Annotated in this window: 16 protein-coding genes; 6 read left to right on the top strand and 10 right to left on the bottom strand. The window is 62.8% G+C overall.

Annotated features, from left to right (window positions below; all coding sequences use genetic code 11):
- Nucleotides 1–24 precede the first annotated feature (24 nt).
- The 4 genes from P3T16_RS02790 (at nucleotide 25) to P3T16_RS02775 (ending at nucleotide 7,267) form a co-directional block, all read left to right on the top strand.
- Nucleotides 25–1,959 carry an amylo-alpha-1,6-glucosidase gene (locus tag P3T16_RS02790; protein ID WP_429341400.1) on the top strand — a complete coding sequence of 645 codons (1,935 nt, stop codon included), beginning with the start codon at nucleotides 25–27 and terminating at the stop codon, nucleotides 1,957–1,959.
- A gap of 67 nt (nucleotides 1,960–2,026) precedes the next feature.
- Nucleotides 2,027–4,771 carry an MGH1-like glycoside hydrolase domain-containing protein gene (locus tag P3T16_RS02785; protein ID WP_429341088.1) on the top strand — a complete coding sequence of 915 codons (2,745 nt, stop codon included), beginning with the start codon at nucleotides 2,027–2,029 and terminating at the stop codon, nucleotides 4,769–4,771.
- Between the two features lie 72 nt (nucleotides 4,772–4,843).
- Nucleotides 4,844–6,430: a glucose-6-phosphate dehydrogenase gene (gene zwf, locus P3T16_RS02780; RefSeq protein WP_429341399.1), complete on the top strand. Its 1,587-nt coding sequence runs from the start codon at nucleotides 4,844–4,846 to the stop codon at nucleotides 6,428–6,430.
- A 39-nt stretch (nucleotides 6,431–6,469) separates the two neighbouring features.
- The gene (locus P3T16_RS02775; protein WP_429341087.1) at nucleotides 6,470–7,267 is read left to right on the top strand and encodes an ROK family protein; all 798 of its coding nucleotides are present in this window, start codon (nucleotides 6,470–6,472) and stop codon (nucleotides 7,265–7,267) included.
- A 60-nt stretch (nucleotides 7,268–7,327) separates the two neighbouring features.
- Here the strand turns inward: P3T16_RS02775 and P3T16_RS02770 are convergent, their stop codons facing one another.
- Together P3T16_RS02770 and P3T16_RS02765 are read right to left on the bottom strand one after the other, a co-directional pair.
- The gene (locus P3T16_RS02770) at nucleotides 7,328–8,674 is read right to left on the bottom strand and encodes a hemolysin family protein (RefSeq protein WP_429341086.1); all 1,347 of its coding nucleotides are present in this window, start codon (nucleotides 8,672–8,674) and stop codon (nucleotides 7,328–7,330) included.
- Nucleotides 8,675–8,762: 88 nt separating this feature from the next.
- Nucleotides 8,763–9,542 carry a sensor histidine kinase gene (locus P3T16_RS02765; protein WP_429341085.1) on the bottom strand — a complete coding sequence of 260 codons (780 nt, stop codon included), beginning with the start codon at nucleotides 9,540–9,542 and terminating at the stop codon, nucleotides 8,763–8,765.
- A 181-nt stretch (nucleotides 9,543–9,723) separates the two neighbouring features.
- On the opposite strand from P3T16_RS02765, the gene P3T16_RS02760 reads away from it, so the two are divergent.
- Nucleotides 9,724–10,065 (top strand): FKBP-type peptidyl-prolyl cis-trans isomerase, encoded by a 342-nt coding sequence (locus P3T16_RS02760; protein ID WP_133665834.1) that lies wholly within the window; start codon nucleotides 9,724–9,726, stop codon nucleotides 10,063–10,065.
- 13 nt (nucleotides 10,066–10,078) lie between these two features.
- A complete protein-coding gene (locus P3T16_RS02755; protein ID WP_429341084.1) occupies nucleotides 10,079–10,870 on the top strand; it encodes a helix-turn-helix domain-containing protein in 792 nt (263 codons plus the stop codon).
- A 134-nt stretch (nucleotides 10,871–11,004) separates the two neighbouring features.
- Here the strand turns inward: P3T16_RS02755 and P3T16_RS02750 are convergent, their stop codons facing one another.
- The 8 genes from P3T16_RS02750 to P3T16_RS02715 form a co-directional block, all read right to left on the bottom strand.
- Nucleotides 11,005–12,195, bottom strand: coding sequence for an O-succinylhomoserine sulfhydrylase (locus P3T16_RS02750; protein ID WP_429341083.1), 1,191 nt, complete (start codon nucleotides 12,193–12,195; stop codon nucleotides 11,005–11,007).
- 280 nt (nucleotides 12,196–12,475) lie between these two features.
- Entirely contained in the window at nucleotides 12,476–14,023 is a 1,548-nt protein-coding gene (gene purF, locus P3T16_RS02745) for an amidophosphoribosyltransferase (protein WP_429254108.1), read from the bottom strand.
- A 108-nt stretch (nucleotides 14,024–14,131) separates the two neighbouring features.
- Complete coding sequence (locus tag P3T16_RS02740; RefSeq protein WP_429341082.1) at nucleotides 14,132–14,626, bottom strand: CvpA family protein; 495 nt, start codon at nucleotides 14,624–14,626, stop codon at nucleotides 14,132–14,134.
- Nucleotides 14,627–14,633: 7 nt separating this feature from the next.
- Nucleotides 14,634–15,548: an SPOR domain-containing protein gene (locus tag P3T16_RS02735; RefSeq protein WP_429341081.1), complete on the bottom strand. Its 915-nt coding sequence runs from the start codon at nucleotides 15,546–15,548 to the stop codon at nucleotides 14,634–14,636.
- Between the two features lie 28 nt (nucleotides 15,549–15,576).
- Complete coding sequence (gene folC / locus P3T16_RS02730; RefSeq protein ID WP_429254105.1) at nucleotides 15,577–16,887, bottom strand: bifunctional tetrahydrofolate synthase/dihydrofolate synthase; 1,311 nt, start codon at nucleotides 16,885–16,887, stop codon at nucleotides 15,577–15,579.
- Nucleotides 16,888–17,050: 163 nt separating this feature from the next.
- Nucleotides 17,051–17,923 carry an acetyl-CoA carboxylase, carboxyltransferase subunit beta gene (gene accD, locus P3T16_RS02725; protein ID WP_429254104.1) on the bottom strand — a complete coding sequence of 291 codons (873 nt, stop codon included), beginning with the start codon at nucleotides 17,921–17,923 and terminating at the stop codon, nucleotides 17,051–17,053.
- Nucleotides 17,924–18,005: 82 nt separating this feature from the next.
- Nucleotides 18,006–18,821, bottom strand: a complete 816-nt coding sequence (trpA, locus tag P3T16_RS02720; RefSeq protein ID WP_429341080.1) for a tryptophan synthase subunit alpha — start codon at nucleotides 18,819–18,821, stop codon at nucleotides 18,006–18,008.
- 74 nt (nucleotides 18,822–18,895) lie between these two features.
- Nucleotides 18,896–19,783: a DNA-methyltransferase gene (locus P3T16_RS02715; RefSeq protein ID WP_429341079.1), complete on the bottom strand. Its 888-nt coding sequence runs from the start codon at nucleotides 19,781–19,783 to the stop codon at nucleotides 18,896–18,898.
- Nucleotides 19,784–19,788 lie beyond the last annotated feature (5 nt).

Genomic DNA, 19,788 nt, shown 5'->3' with positions numbered 1-19,788 from the left:
TGAACAACGATGATTCGTGAACCGATGACCCGCATCGACAGACCCATCGATACCGCAAGCCTCGAAGACGAATGGCTTGAGACCGACGCGCTCGGTGGTTTCGCATCGGGTACGGTCGGCACAATGCGTACGCGCCGTTATCACGCGCTGCTGTTGAGTGCGTCGGCGCGGGGGCGCGTCGTGCTCGTCAACGGCATCGAAGCGTGGCTCGAAGGCAATGGCCAGCGTTATCCGTTGACGATGCAGCGCTATGCGCCTGACCTCGTTTATCCCGACATCGCCGCGAGCATCCTGGGCTTCGACACCGAGCCATGGCCCACATGGCGTTTCCAGATCGATGTGGGCACCGTGTTGAGCGTCGAGATATTCGTTGCGAAAGCAACCAGCGAAACCGTGCTTCGCTGGCGGTTGCAACAAAGCAGTCAGGCGTCAGGCAATCTCATCCTGAAGGTACGGCCGTTGATGTCCGGCCGCGACTATCACGCGCTGCATCACGAGAATGGCGCGTTCAACTTCAGCGCGCAGCAGGATCAATCGCGGGTCAGCTGGCAGCCGTATGGCGATTTGCCGTCGATTCACGCGTCGACGAACGGCACGTATACACACGCGCCCGACTGGTATCGCAACTTCTGCTACGTGCGCGAGCGGGAACGCGGGCTCGATTTCACCGAAGACCTCGCCACGCCCGGCGTGTTCTCCTTCGATCTCGCCAGCGGCGAAGCGCTCATGGTCCTTGGCGCCGGGACACAAACCACAGAAGCCTTAACGAACCCCTCGCAACGCACGAGCGAACTCGCCGACCTCGAACGGCAACGCCGCGCCGCGTTCGGCTCACGTCTGCAACGCTCAGCCGATGCCTACGTGGTATCGCGCAACGAAGGCCGTACGATCATCGCCGGCTTTCCGTGGTTCACCGACTGGGGACGCGATACGTTCATCGCAATGCGCGGTCTTCTCATCACATCGGGCCGCCTCGCGGAAGCCGAATCGATCCTGCTTGAATGGACCAGCACACTTTCCGAAGGCATGCTGCCCAACCGCTTCCCCGACTACGGCAACGCGCCGGAATACAACTCCGTCGATGCGTCGCTGTGGTTCGCCATTGCCGTATACGACTATCTCGCGACCGGTCACGCGAGCGCTGCGACGCGCACCCGTCTTCAGCAAACGGTCGATGCAATCCTCACCGGCTACTCGCAAGGCACGCGCTTCGGCATCGCAGCGGATACCGACGGCCTGCTGCGCGCAGGCGTACCCGGCATGCAACTAACATGGATGGACGCCAAAGCCGGCGACTGGGTCGTGACGCCGCGTATCGGCAAACCGGTGGAAATCGAGGCGCTGTGGATCAACGCGTTGCGCATTGCGTCAACATGGAATACGCAATGGGAGGACCTGGCATCGCGCGCGTCGGAATCGTTCAACGCGCGCTTCATCGATGCGTCGACGGGCGCGCTGTTCGATGTCGTCGACGTTGATCATGTCGCGGGCACTGTCGACCGCTCGCTACGACCGAACCAGATTTTTGCGGTCGGCGGCCTGCCTTTTGCGCTGCTCGAAGGTGCGCCCGCGCGTGCGGTCGTCGAGCAGGTGCAAACGCATCTGCTGACGCCCATCGGTCTGCGCACACTCGCGCCCTCTGATCAGGCATATCGCGGCCACTATGCCGGCGGTCCGCTTCAGCGCGACGGCGCGTATCACCAGGGTACCGTGTGGCCGTGGCTGCTCGGCCCGTTTGTCGAAGCATGGCTGCGCGTGCACGGCATGAATGGCGTGAGCCGTGCGGAAGCCCATGCGGGCTTCCTTGCGCCGCTCCACGCCCATCTCGATCACGCGGGTCTCGATCACGTCTCCGAAGTCGCCGACGGCGACGCGCCGCACACGCCCGGCGGCACGCCGTTCCAGGCGTGGTCGCTAGGCGAACTGCTGCGGCTGGAGCAGTTGCTTGCAAGCGTGTGACCGGACGTAGCCAAACCGCGCTACGATGTGCGTCTGACCGCCTGGGCCAAAGCTAAAGGACAACGCCATGTCACCGCTGCGCGCCGTCAATGTACTCGACACCGTCGAAGGCCGCCGTCTGCACTCCGGCGAATGCGCCCACTGGCAACGCTGGGGCCCGTATCTCAGCGAACGGCAATGGGGCACCGTGCGCGAGGATTACAGCGAGAACGGCACCGCCTGGGACTATTTTCCGCACGACCATGCGCGCAGCCGGGCGTACCGCTGGGGCGAAGACGGCATTGCCGGGTTCGGCGACGACACGCTCAGCTGGTGCGTCTCGCTCGCGCTCTGGAATGGCCACGACGCGATCCTCAAGGAACGCCTCTTCGGCCTGACGAATGAGCAGGGCAATCATGGCGAGGACGTGAAGGAGCTGTACTTCTACGTCGACGGCACGCCGACGCATTCGTACATGCGCATGCTCTACAAGTATCCGCATGCCGCGTATCCCTACGACGACCTGATTCAGGAAAACGCGCGACGCGGCGCCGACGTGCCCGAATACGAAATCCTCGATACCGGTGTGTTCGACGACAACTACTACTTCGACGTCGACGTCGAATACGCGAAGCACGCCGCCGATGACATCGTCATGCGCGTGACCATCGAGAACCGCGCGGAAAGAGCGGCATCGCTCGACGTGCTGCCGCAGATCTGGGCGCGCAACAAGTGGTCGTGGAAGGGTCTGAAAGACAAACCGTCGCTCGCCAGAAGCCCCGATTCGCACAGCACGCCGCATCTGGTCGGCCGCCTGCAGGGACACGACCCGCTCGTCGTCACCGCGTGGGTTCAGCCCTCGAAAGGTACGACGATTACGCCCGACGTGAACTGGCTCTTCTGCGAGAACGAGACGAACGTCAAGCGGCTCTTCAACATCGATGGCACGGGACCGTTCAAGGATGGCTTTAACGATTACCTCGTGCACGGCGACGCCGATGCAGTGCGTCATGACGCTGGCACGAAGGCCGGCGCGCATGTGCATCTCGACCTCGAAGCCCACGGACGCGCGATCGTGTTCATGCGCTGGCGTCACGAGTCGGGGCCGGACGCCGTGCCACTCGATGTCGACGCACTCTTTGCGAAACGCATCGCCGAAGCCAACGAATTTTATGCGGCCCTGCAGCACGAAATGGACGACCCCGATGCTCGCCTTGTGCAACGCCAGGCGCTCGCCGGCATGCTGTGGTCAAAGCAGTACTACCAGTTCGACATCCAGCGCTGGATGGACGGCGATCAGGCGCAGCCCGCGCCCGCCGCGCGCCGCAAACACGGACGCAACGCCGACTGGCGTCATCTGTGCAACGCAGACATCGTGTCGATGCCCGACAAGTGGGAATATCCGTGGTACGCATCGTGGGATCTCGCGTTTCATGCGGCGGCCTTCGCGCTGATCGACCCCGCGTTCGCGAAGCGGCAGTTGCTGCTGCTCGTGAAGGATCGCTATCAGCACCCGAACGGCCAGTTGCCCGCCTACGAATGGGCATTCAGCGACGCGAATCCACCTGTGCATGCGTGGGCGGCGTGGCGCGTCTACGAAATCGACCGTGCAATCACTGGCAAAGCCGATCGCGATTTCCTCGAACTGGTCTTCCACAAGCTGCTGCTCAATTTCTCGTGGTGGGTGAACCGCAAGGACGCCGACGGTCACAACATCTTCCAGGGCGGCTTCCTCGGGCTCGACAACGTCGGCATCTTTGACCGTTCGTCGCCGCTGCCGACCGGCGGCCGTGTCGATCAGGCCGATGGCACCGCGTGGATGGCCGCGTACGCGCTCGACCTGATGCGCATCGCGCTCGAACTCGCTTACGCGAATCACGTATTCGTCGACATCGGCGTGAAGTTTTTCGAGCACTTCCTGTATATCGCCGAAGCCGTCAGTTGCGAAGATGGTTGCGACACCGGCCTGTGGGATTCGCAGGACCAGTTCTTCTACGACAAACTGCGACTGCCCGACGGCACGATGGTGCCGATGCGCATCCGCTCGATCGTCGGCCTGATTCCGCTCTTTGCCGTGCATGTGCTGGAACAGCGTCTGCACGGCGACCTGCCTGGCCTGCGCGACCGGCTCGTGTGGTTCCTCGAACATCGGCCCGATCTGGCGCGGCTCGTGTCGCGCTGGAACGAACCAGGCAAGGGCAACAGCCTGCTGCTTTCGCTGTTGCGCGGACACCGGATGAAAGCGCTGCTGCGGCGCGTGCTCGACGAAACCGAATTTCTCTCCGATCACGGCGTGCGCGCCTTGTCGCGCGTGCATTGCGACCATCCGTTCGTGTACGAGCACAACGGCAAGAGCTTCTGCATCAAGTATCTGCCGGCAGAATCGGATTCACGCGTGTTCGGCGGCAACTCGAACTGGCGCGGACCGGTCTGGATGCCGGTCAACTATCTGCTGATCGAATCGCTTTACGAATTCCATCGCTATTACGGCGACGATTTTCGCGTCGAGTATCCGACGGGCTCCGGCCAGTGCTTCTCGCTGAACGAAGTCGCGGATGAGCTTGCGCGGCGCATCACTACACTGTTTCTGAAGAACCGCGATGGGCTGCGTCCCGTCATGGCGGCATATCCGTTGCTGGAGGCCGATCCGCGTTCAAGCGACCTCGTGCTGTTTCATGAGTATTTTCACGGCGACAACGGGCGCGGCGTCGGCGCATCGCATCAAACAGGCTGGAGCGGGCTCGTGGCGTTGCTCCTGCAACCGCGCGAGATGGGGCCTTCGGGTAACGTTCCGGTCGCGGGAGAAGTCGAGGAAGAACTCGTCACGAAGTAGTTCGCCACGTCCGATGCACGGCTTAACGGAATGAACCTCATGTCGAACGAAACGAATGAAACGCCGCCTGCGATGTCCGCTGCACATACCCATGTCAGCGCCAGGGTGGACTCCGCGCCAACGGCGACGGCGCCCTCGCCCGCGGGGAAGCATCCCGCGCCGCCGTGCACGCTTGTGATTTTCGGCGCGGGCGGCGACCTCACGAAACGTCTGCTGATGCCGGCGCTTTACAACCTGTCGGTGGATGGTCTGCTCGATCAGGGCATGAAGATCATCGGCGTGAATCACGGCGAGCGCGAGACTTCAGCGTGGCGCAACGATCTGAAGCAATCCCTGCAACAGTTCGCCGCCGACAAGGCCAGCACCTTCCACACCGCACAGCTCGATGAAAAAGCGTGGAACTGGGTCGAGCAACGGCTGCAATACATGGCCGGCGAATTCGAAGCCGACGATGCGTTCGCGAACCTCAAGCAATCAATCGATGCCGCGCCAGGCAGCAACGTGATCTTCTACCTCGCGGTGACCTCGCGCTTCTTCAAACCGATCGTCGAGCATCTTGGCCGCGCGGGCCTGCTGAAGGAAGAGGAAGGCAGCGGCTTTCGACGCCTCGTCATCGAGAAGCCCTTCGGCACCGACCTCGCCTCGGCGCGCGATCTCAACGCGCACATCCTGAGCTATGCAAAGGAATCGCAGATCTATCGCATCGACCATTTTCTCGGCAAGGACACGGTGCAGAGCATTCTCGCCGTCCGCTTTGCAAACGCGATCTTCGAGCCGGTCTGGCGACGCGAGTACATCGATCACGTGCAGATCACAGCGGCAGAGACCATCGGCGTCGAAGGGCGCGGCAAGTTCTACGAGCAGACCGGCGCGTTTCGCGACATGCTGCCGAATCACCTCTTCCAGCTGCTCGGCATGGTCGCGATGGAACCGCCGAATTCGTTCGACGCCGAAGCCGTGCGCGACAAGAAGGCCGATATCTTCGATGCGATCCAGCCGCTACACGCGAGCGATGTCGTGTTCGGTCAGTATGAAAAAGGGTCCGCCGGGCCGGGATATCGCGAAGAACCCGACGTTGCTGCGGATAGTCACACGGAGACCTACGCAGCAGCGCGTGTATTCGTAGAAAACTGGCGCTGGGCTGGCGTGCCGTTTTATCTGCGTACAGGAAAGCGACTGGCCGCGCGTAGTACGGAGATTGCCGTGCAACTGAAAGCGGTGCCCTTTCGCCTCTTTCGCGACACGCCCGTCGATGCGTTGACGCCGAACGTGCTGACGCTGCGCATCGATCCCGCGCATGGCACACGCTTCGACTTCAATGTGAAAGTGCCGGGGCCCGTGATGCAGATCGGCCCGGTGCAGTCGGCGTTCGATTATTCCAGTTTTTTTGCGGAGCGCGCGAACGTCGGCTACGAGACGCTGCTGTACGACTGCATGCTCGGCGACGCAACGCTGTTCCAGCGCGCGGATAGCATCGAGACGAGTTGGGCCGCGGTGGAAGACGTCCTGCATCCGAAGGATGGGCAGCTGCCCGTGCACGGTTATGCAGCCGGCAGCGAAGGTCCGGCGGAAAGCGATGCCCTGCTCGCGCGTGACGGACGCGCGTGGCGGCCGCTTGCTTCGGGCATTGCGACGAAGGCAACGGGTGAGAAGAAGTAACGGCGCTCACACAACACGACGTTCTATCAGGGGAAAAACGTGGCGACACGCAAGCCGAAAATCAAAAGCACAGTGGAGCAGATTCTGGCCATCGACGTCGGTGGCACGGGGCTGAAAGCGGCGATCATCGATGCAGACGGGCATATGAAGTCGGAGCGCGTGCGCGTGCCGACGCCACATCCGTGCACGCCGGATCAGCTTGTCGATGCGCTGGTCACACTTGTCGCGCCGATCGTCGCGCAGTATCCACCGACGCAGATCTCGATCGGCTTTCCGGGCTTCGTGCGCAATAACCGCATCCTGACGGCGCCGCATTTCGGCGCGGTCGGCTGGCACGATATTCCGCTTGCGGAGTCGCTTGCTTCGCGGCTGGGCGGACTGCCCGCGCGCATGATCAACGACGCCGAAATGCAGGGCTTCGCGGCGATCGAAGGCAAAGGCATCGAGTTCGTGCTGACACTCGGCACGGGCGCGGGCACCGCCCTCTTTCGCGATGGCGAATTAATGCCTCATCTCGAACTGGCCCACCATCCGGTCAGCAAGGGCCGCGCATACGACGAATACATCGGTGACGCCGCGCGCGCGAAGGCGGGCAACAAGCGCTGGAACAGGCGCGTGGCAAAGATCATCGGCATCCTTGCCTCGCTCGTGAACTACGACAAGCTGTGGATCGGCGGCGGCAACGCCGCGCGACTGACGATCGGGTTGCCGGCGAACGTGGCGATTGTTTCGAACGCGGCAGGCATCGAAGGCGGAGCAAAGCTGTGGCATCCGCGTTCGGTGCGGGAATCGCGCCAGCTGCCCGAGGCGAATGAGCGGAAGGGACCGTTCAGGTGATCGATGCCCTTCTATTCGTGGGCAAGCGAGAAAGCAGTTTGCCTCGCCGTTTGTTGAAGGTCAGCCGCCTTCATCCTCGAAGTCTTTCGGATAGACGCGCACGAGCACGATCCGCGGCCCTCGCATCTTCTTGACGACGACATCGAAGCGGTCGAACGATACCCGCTGGCCTTCGACCGGCAGATCGTTCAGTGCCTGAATCACAAGGCCGCCGACGGATTCCGCTCGCCCTTCGTCGATATCGATACCAAGCGCCCGTTCCAGCGATACCACCGGCAGACTGCCTTTGCCCATCAGCGTGGCGTCGTCCATTCGCGTCCAGTCGGCGTCGCCCTGACGAAACTCGTCATGAATCTGTCCGACCAGCGCGCCGAGCAGGTTGTCGAGCGTGAGAAAGCCGATCGGCTTTTCGCCCTTGTGTCCGACGAGCGCAAGATGGGGCGCGCCCTTGCGGAACCGGCGAAACAGTTCCAGCGCCGGCATGTTCGGCTGCACGTACTGCACGGGCCGGGTGTAGGGCGACAGATCTTCCAGCACGCTGCCGGCCTGACGTGCGAGCAGCAGGTCCTTCAGGTGGATCATGCCCGCGACGCGTTCGCCCGAAGCGTCCTCGAACAACGGGTACCGGCTGAACCGGTGACGCGCGACGACCTGCATGTTGTCGCGCAACGGCAAATCGCGCCGCAGCCCGACCATCTCGTGCGCCGGACGCATCAGGTCGGAAACGGTCAGCCGCGAAAAGTCGAGTGAATGGGCAAACGTGTTCCACTCGTCCTGGCTATATGCCGCGGCCGCTGCTGCCGCGATGCCGCCTGCGGCGCCTTCGCGGCGACCGCGCAGAATCAGCTTCAGTTCCTCGTTCGAATAATGCGTGTCGCCGCCGTGATCGGCCGTCAGACCGGCGATGCGCAGTACAGCGTTCGCGCTCGTATTCAGCACCCAGATCGCCGGATACATCGCCCAGTAGAAACCGTACAGCGGCATGGCGACCCACAACGCGATCTTCTCAGCCTGCCGGATGGCCAGCGACTTCGGCGCCAGTTCGCCGACAACGATATGCAGGAACGAAATAACCGAAAACGCGAAGAAGAGCGAAATGCCGTGAATCAGCTGCGGCGATTCAACACCGAGCAGCCCAAAGAGCGGATGGAGCAGTTCCGCGAAAGCGGGCTCACCGATCCAGCCAAGGCCGAGCGATGCCAGCGTAATGCCGAGCTGACACGCAGACAGATAGGCATCGAGGCGGCCGTGCACCTTGGCGAGCAGCTTGCCGCGCATGCCGTGCTTTTGCGCGAGCGTCTGCACGCGCGTCTGCCGCAGCTTCACCAGCCCGAATTCGGCCGCGACGAAAAACCCGTTGAGTGCAACCAGCAGCAGCGCACCAATAATGGCGACGACCTGAATCAAGGCAGAAAGCTCCAGAAACAAAAGTCGCCAGTATAGAGGTTGCAAGCTTTATGAAAGCAGATCCCTCGCAGGATGCGTGCGAATTCGATCATGCGGCGGCGAGCGGAACGCGCAGCACAAGCGACACATCGTTCTGCTCGAACTTCCCGCCGTGCGCTTCGGCGATGCGTTTGCACAACGCCAGCACCCACGCAATGCGTCCGGCTTCGCGCGGCTCCTGCGCCTGTCGACGTGCGAACGCTTCGAGCAGATGGGGAAGCGTGGCGTCGCCGAACGCGGCGGGTGTCGGCGCGAACGTGACTGTTGTGTGCCACGTTGTGCCGTCGACGGCGCTTTCGAGCGTGACACTGGCTTCGCGCGCGCTGGCCTCCACGGCGAATGTCAGCATCAGCCACAGTACCTGCGCGAGACGCTCTGCGTCGCCGCTGAACGTCTGATCCGCGGGCGTTGAATTGACCGCAATGGTCACCCCGCGCGAATCCGCAAGCGCGGCACGTACTTCAGCGACCGTCGCATCGACCAGCGGACGCAACGCAAACGGCACGCGGGCAAGCGTGAGCGCTTTTGTTTCGGCGCGCGTCGCGTCGACGATCGTCTCCAGCAGCTTCACCTGCTGCTCCACGCCGTTGCGGATACCGACGATGGCGCGCTCTGCGGTGGCATCGGTAGCTTCGAGCTTGCGCTCCAGCACATAGGCCCAGCTGTGAATCGCATTCAGCGGACTGCGCAGATCGTGCGACACAACGGACAACACATGATCGCGCATGAAAAGCGCCGTCTCGGCGCACAGGCGCGCCGTACGTTCACTGTCCGGGGAGGCTGGAACGCCCGGAGCCGGTTGCGGATTGCCGCTGGAAGACGTTGTCACAATCGAAATCCTGGTGTGCGATGCATGTGCGGAAACAAAGCCACATTATAGGCACGGGCAACGCCACGTCCGCCACGAAAGGCCCTCGGCCCGATGACATAGGCCGGACGGCTGGCTGGCGGGCATGCGGTCATCGCGCCTACAATGTCGGTTTTGAACGATCTGTATCGAGGAGTTCCTTATGTCGATTGTCACGACCGAATCCGGCCTGAAATACGAAGACCTGACCGAAGGCACGGGCGCCGAAGCGCAGGCCGGCAAGACGGTCAGCGTCCACTACACCGGCTGGCTCACGGACGGCCAGAAGTTCGATTCGAGCAAGGACCGTAACGACCCGTTCGCCTTCGTGCTCGGCGGCGGCATGGTCATCAAGGGCTGGGACGAAGGCGTGCAGGGCATGAAGGTCGGCGGTGTGCGCCGCCTGACCATTCCGCCGCAACTCGGCTACGGCGTACGCGGCGCGGGCGGTGTCATTCCGCCGAATGCAACGCTCGTGTTCGAAGTCGAACTGCTGGACGTCTGATCGCGTTCTGAAGATGGACCACCACGCTGCTGTCACCACGCCGACGGTTTCGTTGCGCCGCTACGGCGCGGTCGAAGCCTCGGACGTGCACGACTTTCATCAGGTCGTGCTCGGGCTCGATGGCACGATGGTGATGGCCGTGGATGGCGTCGGTCGCGAGATCGACCGCCGTTCGGCCTGGCTGATTCCCGCCGGTGCACGTCATGATTACGCGGGCATCGGCGAGAACCGGCAACTTGTACTCGATCTGCCGGCTGCCTCGCTGGCCGTGCCGGAAAGGCTCTTCGACCGGGCACGCGCCGTGGAAATCGATGGATCGCTGACCGAACTCGTACGCAACGTTGCAGCCAGTGCAGCGGGCAGCACACAGGTGGACGATGAAGCCTGGATGCGTCGGTTCAACTGGGATGCCGCCGCACGGCTCTGTGCGGCGATTCTGTCGGACGCTGGGGCGACAGGCGTCGGCGTAGATCAACTGCCCGCCCTCGGGCTCGATTTCGCGCGTATCGACCGCTGGTTGCGTGCACATCTGTCCGAACCGCTGCGCATCGCCGATCTCGCCGCGCATTGCGGTTTCGGCATGCGGCGCTTTCATCAGCTTTTTATCGAAGCGTTTGGCGAGACGCCACATCGTTATCTGCAACGGTTGCGGCTCGACACGTCGCTCACGCTGCTGGCCGATCCGCGTTACACGCTGACGGATATCGCGCTCGACATCGGCTTCGGCGATCAGAGCGCGTTCACGCACGCTTTCACGCGGCGTTTTGGGCTTGCGCCCGGGCAGTGGCGCGCGCTTCGGCATTGACCGGGCGCATGCGCGCCGTTGAGGCCAGCCGTCACGCGACCTGGTCAACGCCCTGGCATGAGTGCAGCGCCTGAGCGAGACGCAGCGCAGCGCGTGGTTCAAACCCCACGCGCTAACGCCAGATCACAACACGGTCACCCAGCCAGACCGCGCGCCAGATCGCCACGGATATCAGCCGGGTTTTCGAGGCCCACCGCGAGACGGATCAGCCCTTCCGTGATGCCCGCTGCCGCGCGTGCTTCCGGCGTGACACGAGCGTGCGTGGTCGTCGCCGGATGCGTGATCGTCGTGCGCGTATCGCCGAGATTGCCGGTGATCGAACAAATCTTCGTGCTGTCGATCACGCGCCATGCGTTCGCGCGCATCGCTTCCGGCGTATCGCCCTTCAACTCGAACGACACGATCGCGCCGCCCGCTGTCTGCTGACGCTTCGCGATCTCATATTGCGGATGCGATTCAAGACCCGGATAGAAGACACGATTCACCGCCGGATGCGACTCAAGCCAGCGCGCGATTTCAAGCGCATTCGCGGACTGCTTCTCGACACGCAACGACAGCGTCTCCATGCCCTTCAGCAGCACCCACGCGTTGAACGCCGACAGCGTCGGCCCCGCGCTGCGCACGAACGGGAACACCTTTTCCATGATGAACTGCTTCGTGCCGACCAGCGCGCCGCCAAGCACACGCCCTTGACCGTCGAGGAACTTGGTCGCCGAGTGCATGACGACGTCCGCGCCGAGCTTCAGCGGCTGCTGCAACGCCGGGCTGCAGAAACAGTTATCGACAACAAACAGCGCGCCCACCGACTTCGCAATCTTGCCGATCGCTTCGATGTCGGCGATTTCGGTGAGCGGGTTCGACGGCGTCTCGAGGAAGAACATCTTCGTCTCAGGACGCACAGCGTTTTTCCACGCGTCGAGATCCGTCGGATCGACGAAGGTCGTCGTGATGCCGAACTTGCTGAAGATCTGCGAGAACATGCCGAGCGTCGAACCGAACAGGCTCTGCGAGCTGACGAGGTGATCGCCCGCCTGCAACGCCGACATCACCACCGACATGATCGCGGCCATGCCCGAAGCCGTAGCCATGCACGCCTCACCGCCTTCGAGCGCGGCCAGACGGTCCTGGAACATCGTCACGGTCGGGTTCGTGAAGCGCGAGTAAGTGTAATAGTCTTCGGAATTCTTGAAGCGGTCGGCGGCTTCGGCGGCGCTCGTGAAGCAGAAGCTCGACGTCAGGAAGATCGCTTCCGAATGTTCGTTGAATTCGCTGCGTAGCGTGCCCGAGCGCACGGCCAGGGTGTCGAAGTTGAGGGAGTCGTCCATGTTCTTTCTGTTTCCGTTTTTTCAGGCCGCGATTGAGCGCTCCAGACAAGTCGAAGCGACCAACGACAGCGACAAAAAAGCCCGCTTTGCGTCGGCATAAGCGGGCTTCATGTGCGGGGGAAAGCTGGAGCGTCGATGGCGATTGACTACCTTTCCACCGTTCGCTTTAGCTGTTTTGGGTTGCCCCGCGTCCGCAAGCTGAGTTCAAATCGACGCAAGCCATCATGCTAACACGCGCGGCGCGCACCGTGAATCCGGCAATCGCGCCACGCGTGCAACCTTACTCGACCGACAGTTGCAGATGCAGTTGCGAGCGCGCCGTGCCGCCGTCGATCGCTTCGCTTGCCGCATCGCGGTCCGATTGCGCCGACGGCGCGAGACGGGCCCGTTCGATGCGATCGAGGTACTCGGTCGTGATATCGCCGGTGATGTAGTTGCCGTCGAAGCACGAAGCCTCGAACTCCTTCAGCGCCGGGTTGATATCGCGGACCGCCTGCTTCAGCGCGTCAACGTCCTGATAAACGAGATGGTCGGCGCCAATCATGCGCGCGACTTCGTCGTCCGTGCGGCCGTGGGCGACGAGTTCGCCGCGCGTCGGCATGTCGATGCCGTACACGTTCGGGAACTTCACCGGCGGCGCCGCCGAAGCGAAGATCACCTTGTTCGCGCCCGCATCGCGCGCCATCTGCACGATTTCATGCGAGGTGGTGCCGCGGACGATCGAATCGTCGACGATCAGCACGTTCTTGCCCTTGAACTCGATGCCCATCGCATTGAGCTTCTGGCGCACCGACTTCTTGCGTACGGCCTGGCCCGGCATGATGAACGTGCGGCCAACGTAACGGTTCTTGAAGAAGCCTTCGCGATACTCGACGCCCAGTTTCTTCGCGACCTGCATCGCTGCCGGACGCGACGAATCGGGAATCGGCATCACGACGTCGATCGGAACGTCAGGCAGTTCGCGTTTGACCTTCTCCGCGAGATAGTCGCCCATGCGCAGACGCACGTTGTAGACCGGCACGCCATCGAGCACCGAGTCCGGACGGGCCAGATACACGAGTTCGAAAATGCACGGGTTCAGGCTCGGGTTCGTCGCGCATTGCTGTGCGTGAAGATTGCCTTCGAGGTCGATGAAAATCGCTTCGCCTGGCTCGACGTCACGCACGAACTCGAAGCCAATACCTTCGATAGCCACCGATTCCGAAGCCAGGATCCACTCGACGCCTTCCGGCGTTTCCTGCTTGCCGAGACACAGCGGACGAATACCGAACGGGTCGCGGAATGCCAGCAGCCCGTAGCCGGCGATCAGCGAAACGATCGCGTACGAGCCGCGCACCCGGCGATGCACGCCCGACACCGCCTTGAAGAGCGCTGCCGGATCAAGTTGCAGACCGGAACTCGACAGTTGCAGTTCGTGCGCAAGCACGTTCAGCATGACTTCGGTGTCGGAGTTCGTATTGATGTGGCGGCGATCGACGCGGAACATCTCGTCTTTCAGCTGCTGCCAGTTGGTCAGATTGCCGTTGTGGGCAAGGATGATGCCGAACGGCGCGTTCACGTAGAACGGCTGGGCTTCCTCTTCGCTCGACGCGGAACCGGCCGTCGGGTAACGCACCTGGCCGATGCCGGTGTTGCCCGGCAGGCTGCGCATGTTGCGCGTGCGGAACACGTCGCGGACCATGCCGTTGGCCTTGTGCATGTGGAAGTTGCTGCCGTTCGCCGTCGCGATGCCGGCGGCGTCCTGACCGCGATGCTGCAGGAGCAGCAGGCTGTCATAGATCAGCTGATTGACCGGGGATTGAGAAACTACGCCTACGATGCCGCACATGGCATGTCCTTCAAAGGTACAAAATTCGTGACGGCGGCGACCGATGCCGGGAAAGCAGTCGGACTACGCCGGAGTGCTGCGGGCTTTCGTCGACATTCGCCTTGAGCGTCACACACGGACGTAGGCAGCGAGCGTCTCAGGAAGCAGCGGTTTCAGTTCCTGCACACCTTTCTCGGCGTAGGGCCGCAGCAAGGCATGTTGCCAGAATTGCTGCTGGGGCAGTTCGGTCAGTCCCGCGAGCGCGACCAGAATCAGCACCAGAATGACCCCGCGCACGAGGCCGAACATCAAACCCAGCGAGCGATCGACGCCGGAGAGGCCCGTCGCCTGCACCAGCCGGCTGAGCAGCGCATTCGCCACACTCGCCACCAGCACGACGCCGATCACGATCACCGCGAAGGCGATCAGCCACTGGGTCAGCGGGCCGCCCGGCCACGTGGCCGGGATATAGGGCACGACATAGCCGACGAAGCGGCATGCAATCAAAAATGCGGCGATCCAGCCAATCAGCCCGAATACTTCGGATAGAAACCCACGCCACGTCCCGCGTAGCGCCGACAGGCCGATGACCGCCATTACAGCGTAGTCGAAGGCAGTGAACATGGGCGGCTTACTGTGCAGCGCCGTTGTTCGCGCCCGACGTCAGGCCCGCTTCACGCACCTTCGCAATCGCCGCCGATGCCGCCGCGCGGTCCGCGAACGGGCCGGCGCGCAGCAAGGTACGCATCGAACCGTCGGATTGCTTCCGACGCTCGGTATATGCGGGCACACCTGCCGCTTTCAACTTCGTCGCCCAACCATGCGCGCTGGCGTCGTCCGGGAACGAGCCGAGCTGTACCGCGAAACGGTTGCCAGGCGGCGCTGCCGGCGTGCCAGAATCGGCGTCCGCTGCTGCGGCGGTCTGGAGTGCGTTGTCCGCTGTCTGCGTGGATTTCGTCGATTGTTTTGTCTGCGGCGCGGGCGCGGGCGCCGGATTCGCCTGCGGCTTCACTGGCTTCGCGACCGGTGCGGGCTTCGTGTCTTCCGTTGCAGCCTGCTTCGCAGCCGGCGTGACAGGCGCAACCGGTGTGACGGACGCAATCGCCGTAGCGGGCGTTTTGGCGACGGAATCTGTCCTGGGTTCGGCCGGCGTCAGCCCGGATGCGGCGACGGTCGTATCAGCCGGCGGATTGTCCGGCGCGACGCCAGCCTGCGTGTCTTCGCTGCTCGCGCTCGCCCTGGGCGCGGGACGGCTCGGAATATCGATCGAGATGTCGTCGGTGACGGGCTTCGGATGCGAATCGAGCACCATCGGCAGCACGACGACCGCGGCAACGACCAGCGCAATCGCGCCGACCAGCCGGCGCCGTGCGCGCTGCTTCTCAGGAAGTGTGGGGTCGAGCAGCATCGCATCCGCTTCGCTGGACCGCTCCGTGCGGCGGGTTCGCCGCTCCACCCGCTCGCCACGGGTAGCCTTGCTTGAACTGGAGTTTGCGCCGCGCCGGGTGGGCGCGTCGTCTTTCTTACCGAACGAGAAAATTCCCATGAATGGCCTGGTTCGAGGCTGCGCGCGTTCAGTGTTGCTGCGATTTACGGTAGGCCATCACACCCGCCACCGTATAGAAACTGCCGAAAACCACGATTCTACCATTGTCAGCGACACGTTTTCGTGCGTCCTGAAAAGCTTCGGCGGGCGAATCGAAGCGTTTTACGCTGCTATCCGGGCCGTCTGTGACACCTGCTTCGCGCAGAGCCGCCTCGAGCTCGACAGCGGACGCACCGCGCGGCGTCGGCAGATCGGTCACGCACCAGTGGTCGATCTCACCTTTCAGATGCTGAAGGATCCCGGCGATATCCTTGTCGCGCATCGAGCCAAATACCGCGTACGTGTACGGAAAATAGCCCATGTTCCCGAGATTTTGCGCAAGCACGGCGGCCGCGTGCGGGTTGTGGCCGACATCGAGCACGATCGCCGGCTGGCCCGGCAACACCTGAAACCGGCCCGGCAGCTCGACGTTCGCAAGCCCGAGCCGGATGTCCTGCGCGGAAACCGGCACGCGGTCGCGCAACGCTTCAAGCCCGGCCAGCGCCGCCGAGGTATTGATCAACTGGTTCGCGCCACGCAGCGCCGGATACGCGAGCGCCGAGCGCCGCATCGTACGGCCGACGTAGCTCCATTGCTGCCGCTCGCTGCCCGCCTGCCCTTCGTAGCGGAAATCGCGGCCGAATAGCCACAGATCGGCGCCGATCTTTTCGGCGTGATCGATCAGCGTCTGCGGCGGAATCGGATCGGCGCAGATCGCCGGCTTGCCCGCGCGGAAAATGCCGGCCTTTTCGAAGGCGATCTTGTCGCGCGTATCGCCGAGGTAGTCGGTGTGATCGATATCGATACTCGTGATGATCGCGCAGTCGGTATCGAGGATATTGACCGCGTCCAGCCGGCCGCCGAGGCCGACTTCAAAGATCACCACATCCAGCCCGCGCGACGCGAACAGGTGCATGATCGCGAGCGTCGTGAATTCGAAGTACGTCAGCGAAACGGGCTCAGGCAGGCTCTTCCGTGCCTGTTCCACCGCGTGGAAGTGCGGCAGAAGCTCGGCGTCGGTGGCGTTCTGGCCGTTCAGGCGAGCGCGCTCGTTGAACGTCAGCAGATGCGGCGACGTATGGCAACCGACGGTGTAACCCGCGCGCAGCAGGATCGACTCGAGAATCGCGCACGTCGAGCCCTTGCCGTTCGTGCCGCCGACCGTGATCACCGGGCAGGCAAACGAAAGCTGCAGCGCGTCGCGCACCTGGTTGATGCGGCCAAGACCCATGTCGATGCCGACAGGATGCGCGGATTCAAGGTGCGTGAGCCACGCGTCGAGGGTCGAGAATGAGGTCATCGGTTGCAGCCGGACAAGGCAGGTTAACCAGCAAGGCCGACATTATCCCGGAAACGACAGCGCGCCGCTTGATTGCTCTCGCGGCGCGCTTCTTTTTTACATTTGCGGAGCCTCTTCGCGATATCGCAAGAGGCACCGACGGCTACTGCAGATTCAACCCGGATCAGGCAACGGCGTCGGCCGGCTGGCGCGTCAGCAGCGCCATCAGCTGGGCGATTTCCTCGCGCAGCTTGCGACGGTCGACGATCATATCGATCGCACCCTTCGTCAACAGGAATTCGGCGCGCTGGAAACCTTCCGGCAGCTTTTCGCGCACGGTCTGCTCGATCACGCGCGGGCCGGCGAAGCCGATCAGCGCCTTCGGTTCTGCGATCACGACGTCGCCGAGGAACGCGAAGCTCGCCGACACGCCACCCATCGTCGGATCGGTCAGCACGGAGATGAACGGCAACCTGGCGTCGGCCAGCTTCGTGAGCATCGCCGTAGTCTTCGCCATCTGCATCAGCGAAAGCAGGCTTTCCTGCATCCGCGCGCCGCCCGAAGCGGTAAAGCAGATGAACGGCACCTGCTGTTCGAGCGCGTTCTGCGCGCCGCGCACGAAGCGCTCGCCGACCACCGAGCCCATCGAGCCGCCCATGAACGAGAACTCGAAGCACGCCACCACCACCGGCAGCGTGTGAATCGCACCGCCCATGACGACCATGGCGTCGGTTTCGTCGGTATCTTCCATCGCCTCTTTCAGGCGGTCCGGGTACTTGCGGCTGTCCTTGAACTTGAGCGCGTCGACCGGCAGGATTTCCTGGCCGATTTCATAGCGACCTTCCGGATCGAGCAAACCGTCGAGCCGCTCACGCGCGCCGATGCGCATGTGGTGGTCGCACTTCGGGCAGACGTGCAGATTGGCCTCGACGTCGTTGCGATACAGCACCGCTTCGCACGACGGGCACTTGATCCACAGCCCTTCCGGAATCCCCTTGCGGTTCTTCGGATCGGTTTGCTTGATTTTCGGCGGCAGCAGTTTGTCGAGCCAGCTCATGTTCTATCCCTCATAGGTCTTCTTGTATGCGCAAGGCAGCGGGACGAACCCGCCGCCTTGCGAAAGACGACAAAAGTAGTTGTTATCGCGCGACCGTGCTGATGCTGTCGACCGCCTGACGCACTTCCGCGATGAAGCGTTTCAGCGTGTCGGCAGCGGTTTCAGGCGACGCCTGTTGCAGCAACTGTACGATCCGGCTGCCGATCACGACGGCATCGGAGACTTCGGCCACGGAACGCGCCGTTTCGGCGTCCCGGATGCCAAAACCGACGCCCACCGGCAGGGGAACGCGCGACTTGATGGCCGGGATTTTACCTGCGATGCTGGAAACGTCCAGATTTGCCGCTCCGGTGACCCCTTTGAGCGACACGTAATAGACATAGCCGCTCGCGATCTTGCCGACTTCCGCGATGCGGTCATCGGTCGATGTAGGCGCGAGCAGAAAGATCGGATCGATGCCTGCAGCACGCATTTTTTCGGCGAACGTCGCCGATTCTTCAGGCGGGTAATCGACGACCAGCACGCCGTCGACGCCTGCGTCCTTTGCTGCCGTGGCGAACGCATCGGCGCCCATGCGCTCGATCGGATTTGCGTATCCCATCAGCACGACGGGCGTTTTATCGTCCTTCTCGCGGAAACGCTTTACGTCCGCGAGGACAGTGCGCAGGGATACGCCCTTCGCCAATGCACGTTCCGACGACGCCTGAATCACCGGGCCGTCGGCCATCGGGTCGGAAAACGGCACGCCGAGTTCGATGACGTCCGCGCCGCCGGCGGCGAGCGCGTGCATGAATTCGACCGTGCGGGCCGGATCGGGATCACCTGCCGTCATGAACGGGATCAGGCCTTTCTTACCCTGTTCGGCGAGCGCCGAAAATGTGTTCTTGATACGGGACATGGAATTTTCTCGAAAATCGCTAACTGCGCACTAACTGCGCGTTGTCTGCGCATTGATCGTGTGGCCGGGCCGTTTCAGGTGGCTGCTGCCGCAGCAGCAGGCTTGACCGGCGCAACCGGCACGACCGCGCTGACGCGTTCGCGCGCTATCGCGCAGTAACTTTCATTGATCTCATAGCCGACGAATTCGCGCCGCTGACGGGCGCAGGCGACTGCGGTGGTGCCACTGCCCATGAACGGGTCGAGCACGCGCCCGCCCGGTGGACAACTCGCCAGCACCATCCGCTCGACAATTTCCAGAGGTTTCTGGGTCGGATGATCGACGCGCTCAGCGTGCTGCCGATGCAACCGCGATACCGACCAGACATCCTTCGGATTATAGCCAAGCTCCAGCCACTTGCTGCCTTCGAACAACTTACGCGAACGCGCCTTCTTCGTGATGGCATCGTACGGGATGCGGACGGGATCGAGATCGAAATAGTAATCCTTCGATACCGCGAAGAAACCGATGTTGTCGTGCACCGACGTGAAACGGCGCGTCGTGCCGCCCATGCTGGGCACGCGCCGGTCCCAGACGATTTCGTTGACCATCGTCAGCCGCGACTTCAGGAAAACGAAAATTTCCGGCGCGTATTGCCAGGTGCAGAAAATGTATAGCGAACCGGACGGCTTCAGCTTCGGAATCGCCAGATCCAGCCATTCGCGCGTCCAGGCGAGAAAATCCTCGCCGGAACGCATGTCCGAATCGTTGCCGTAGTCCTTGCCGAGCCCATACGGCGGATCGGCGAGGATCAGATCGATCGATCCATCCGGCAGGTTCGCTGCATCGGTCAGAAAATCGCGGTTCAACACGTCGATGCCTTTCGGTGCAGAAGGCACCTGCGGCAAAGCTGCTGGCGCACCGACCAGGTCAGCCGCGCGGGCTTCGATGGTCGGTTGCGGCTCGTCGAACTCGTCGCGCATCGTCG

It is taken from the genome of Paraburkholderia sp. GAS42, assembly GCF_050436565.1.
GTDB lineage: Bacteria > Pseudomonadota > Gammaproteobacteria > Burkholderiales > Burkholderiaceae > Paraburkholderia.
Note: the sequence above shows the minus strand (reverse complement) of the source record. Positions and strands in the feature narration are given on the sequence as shown.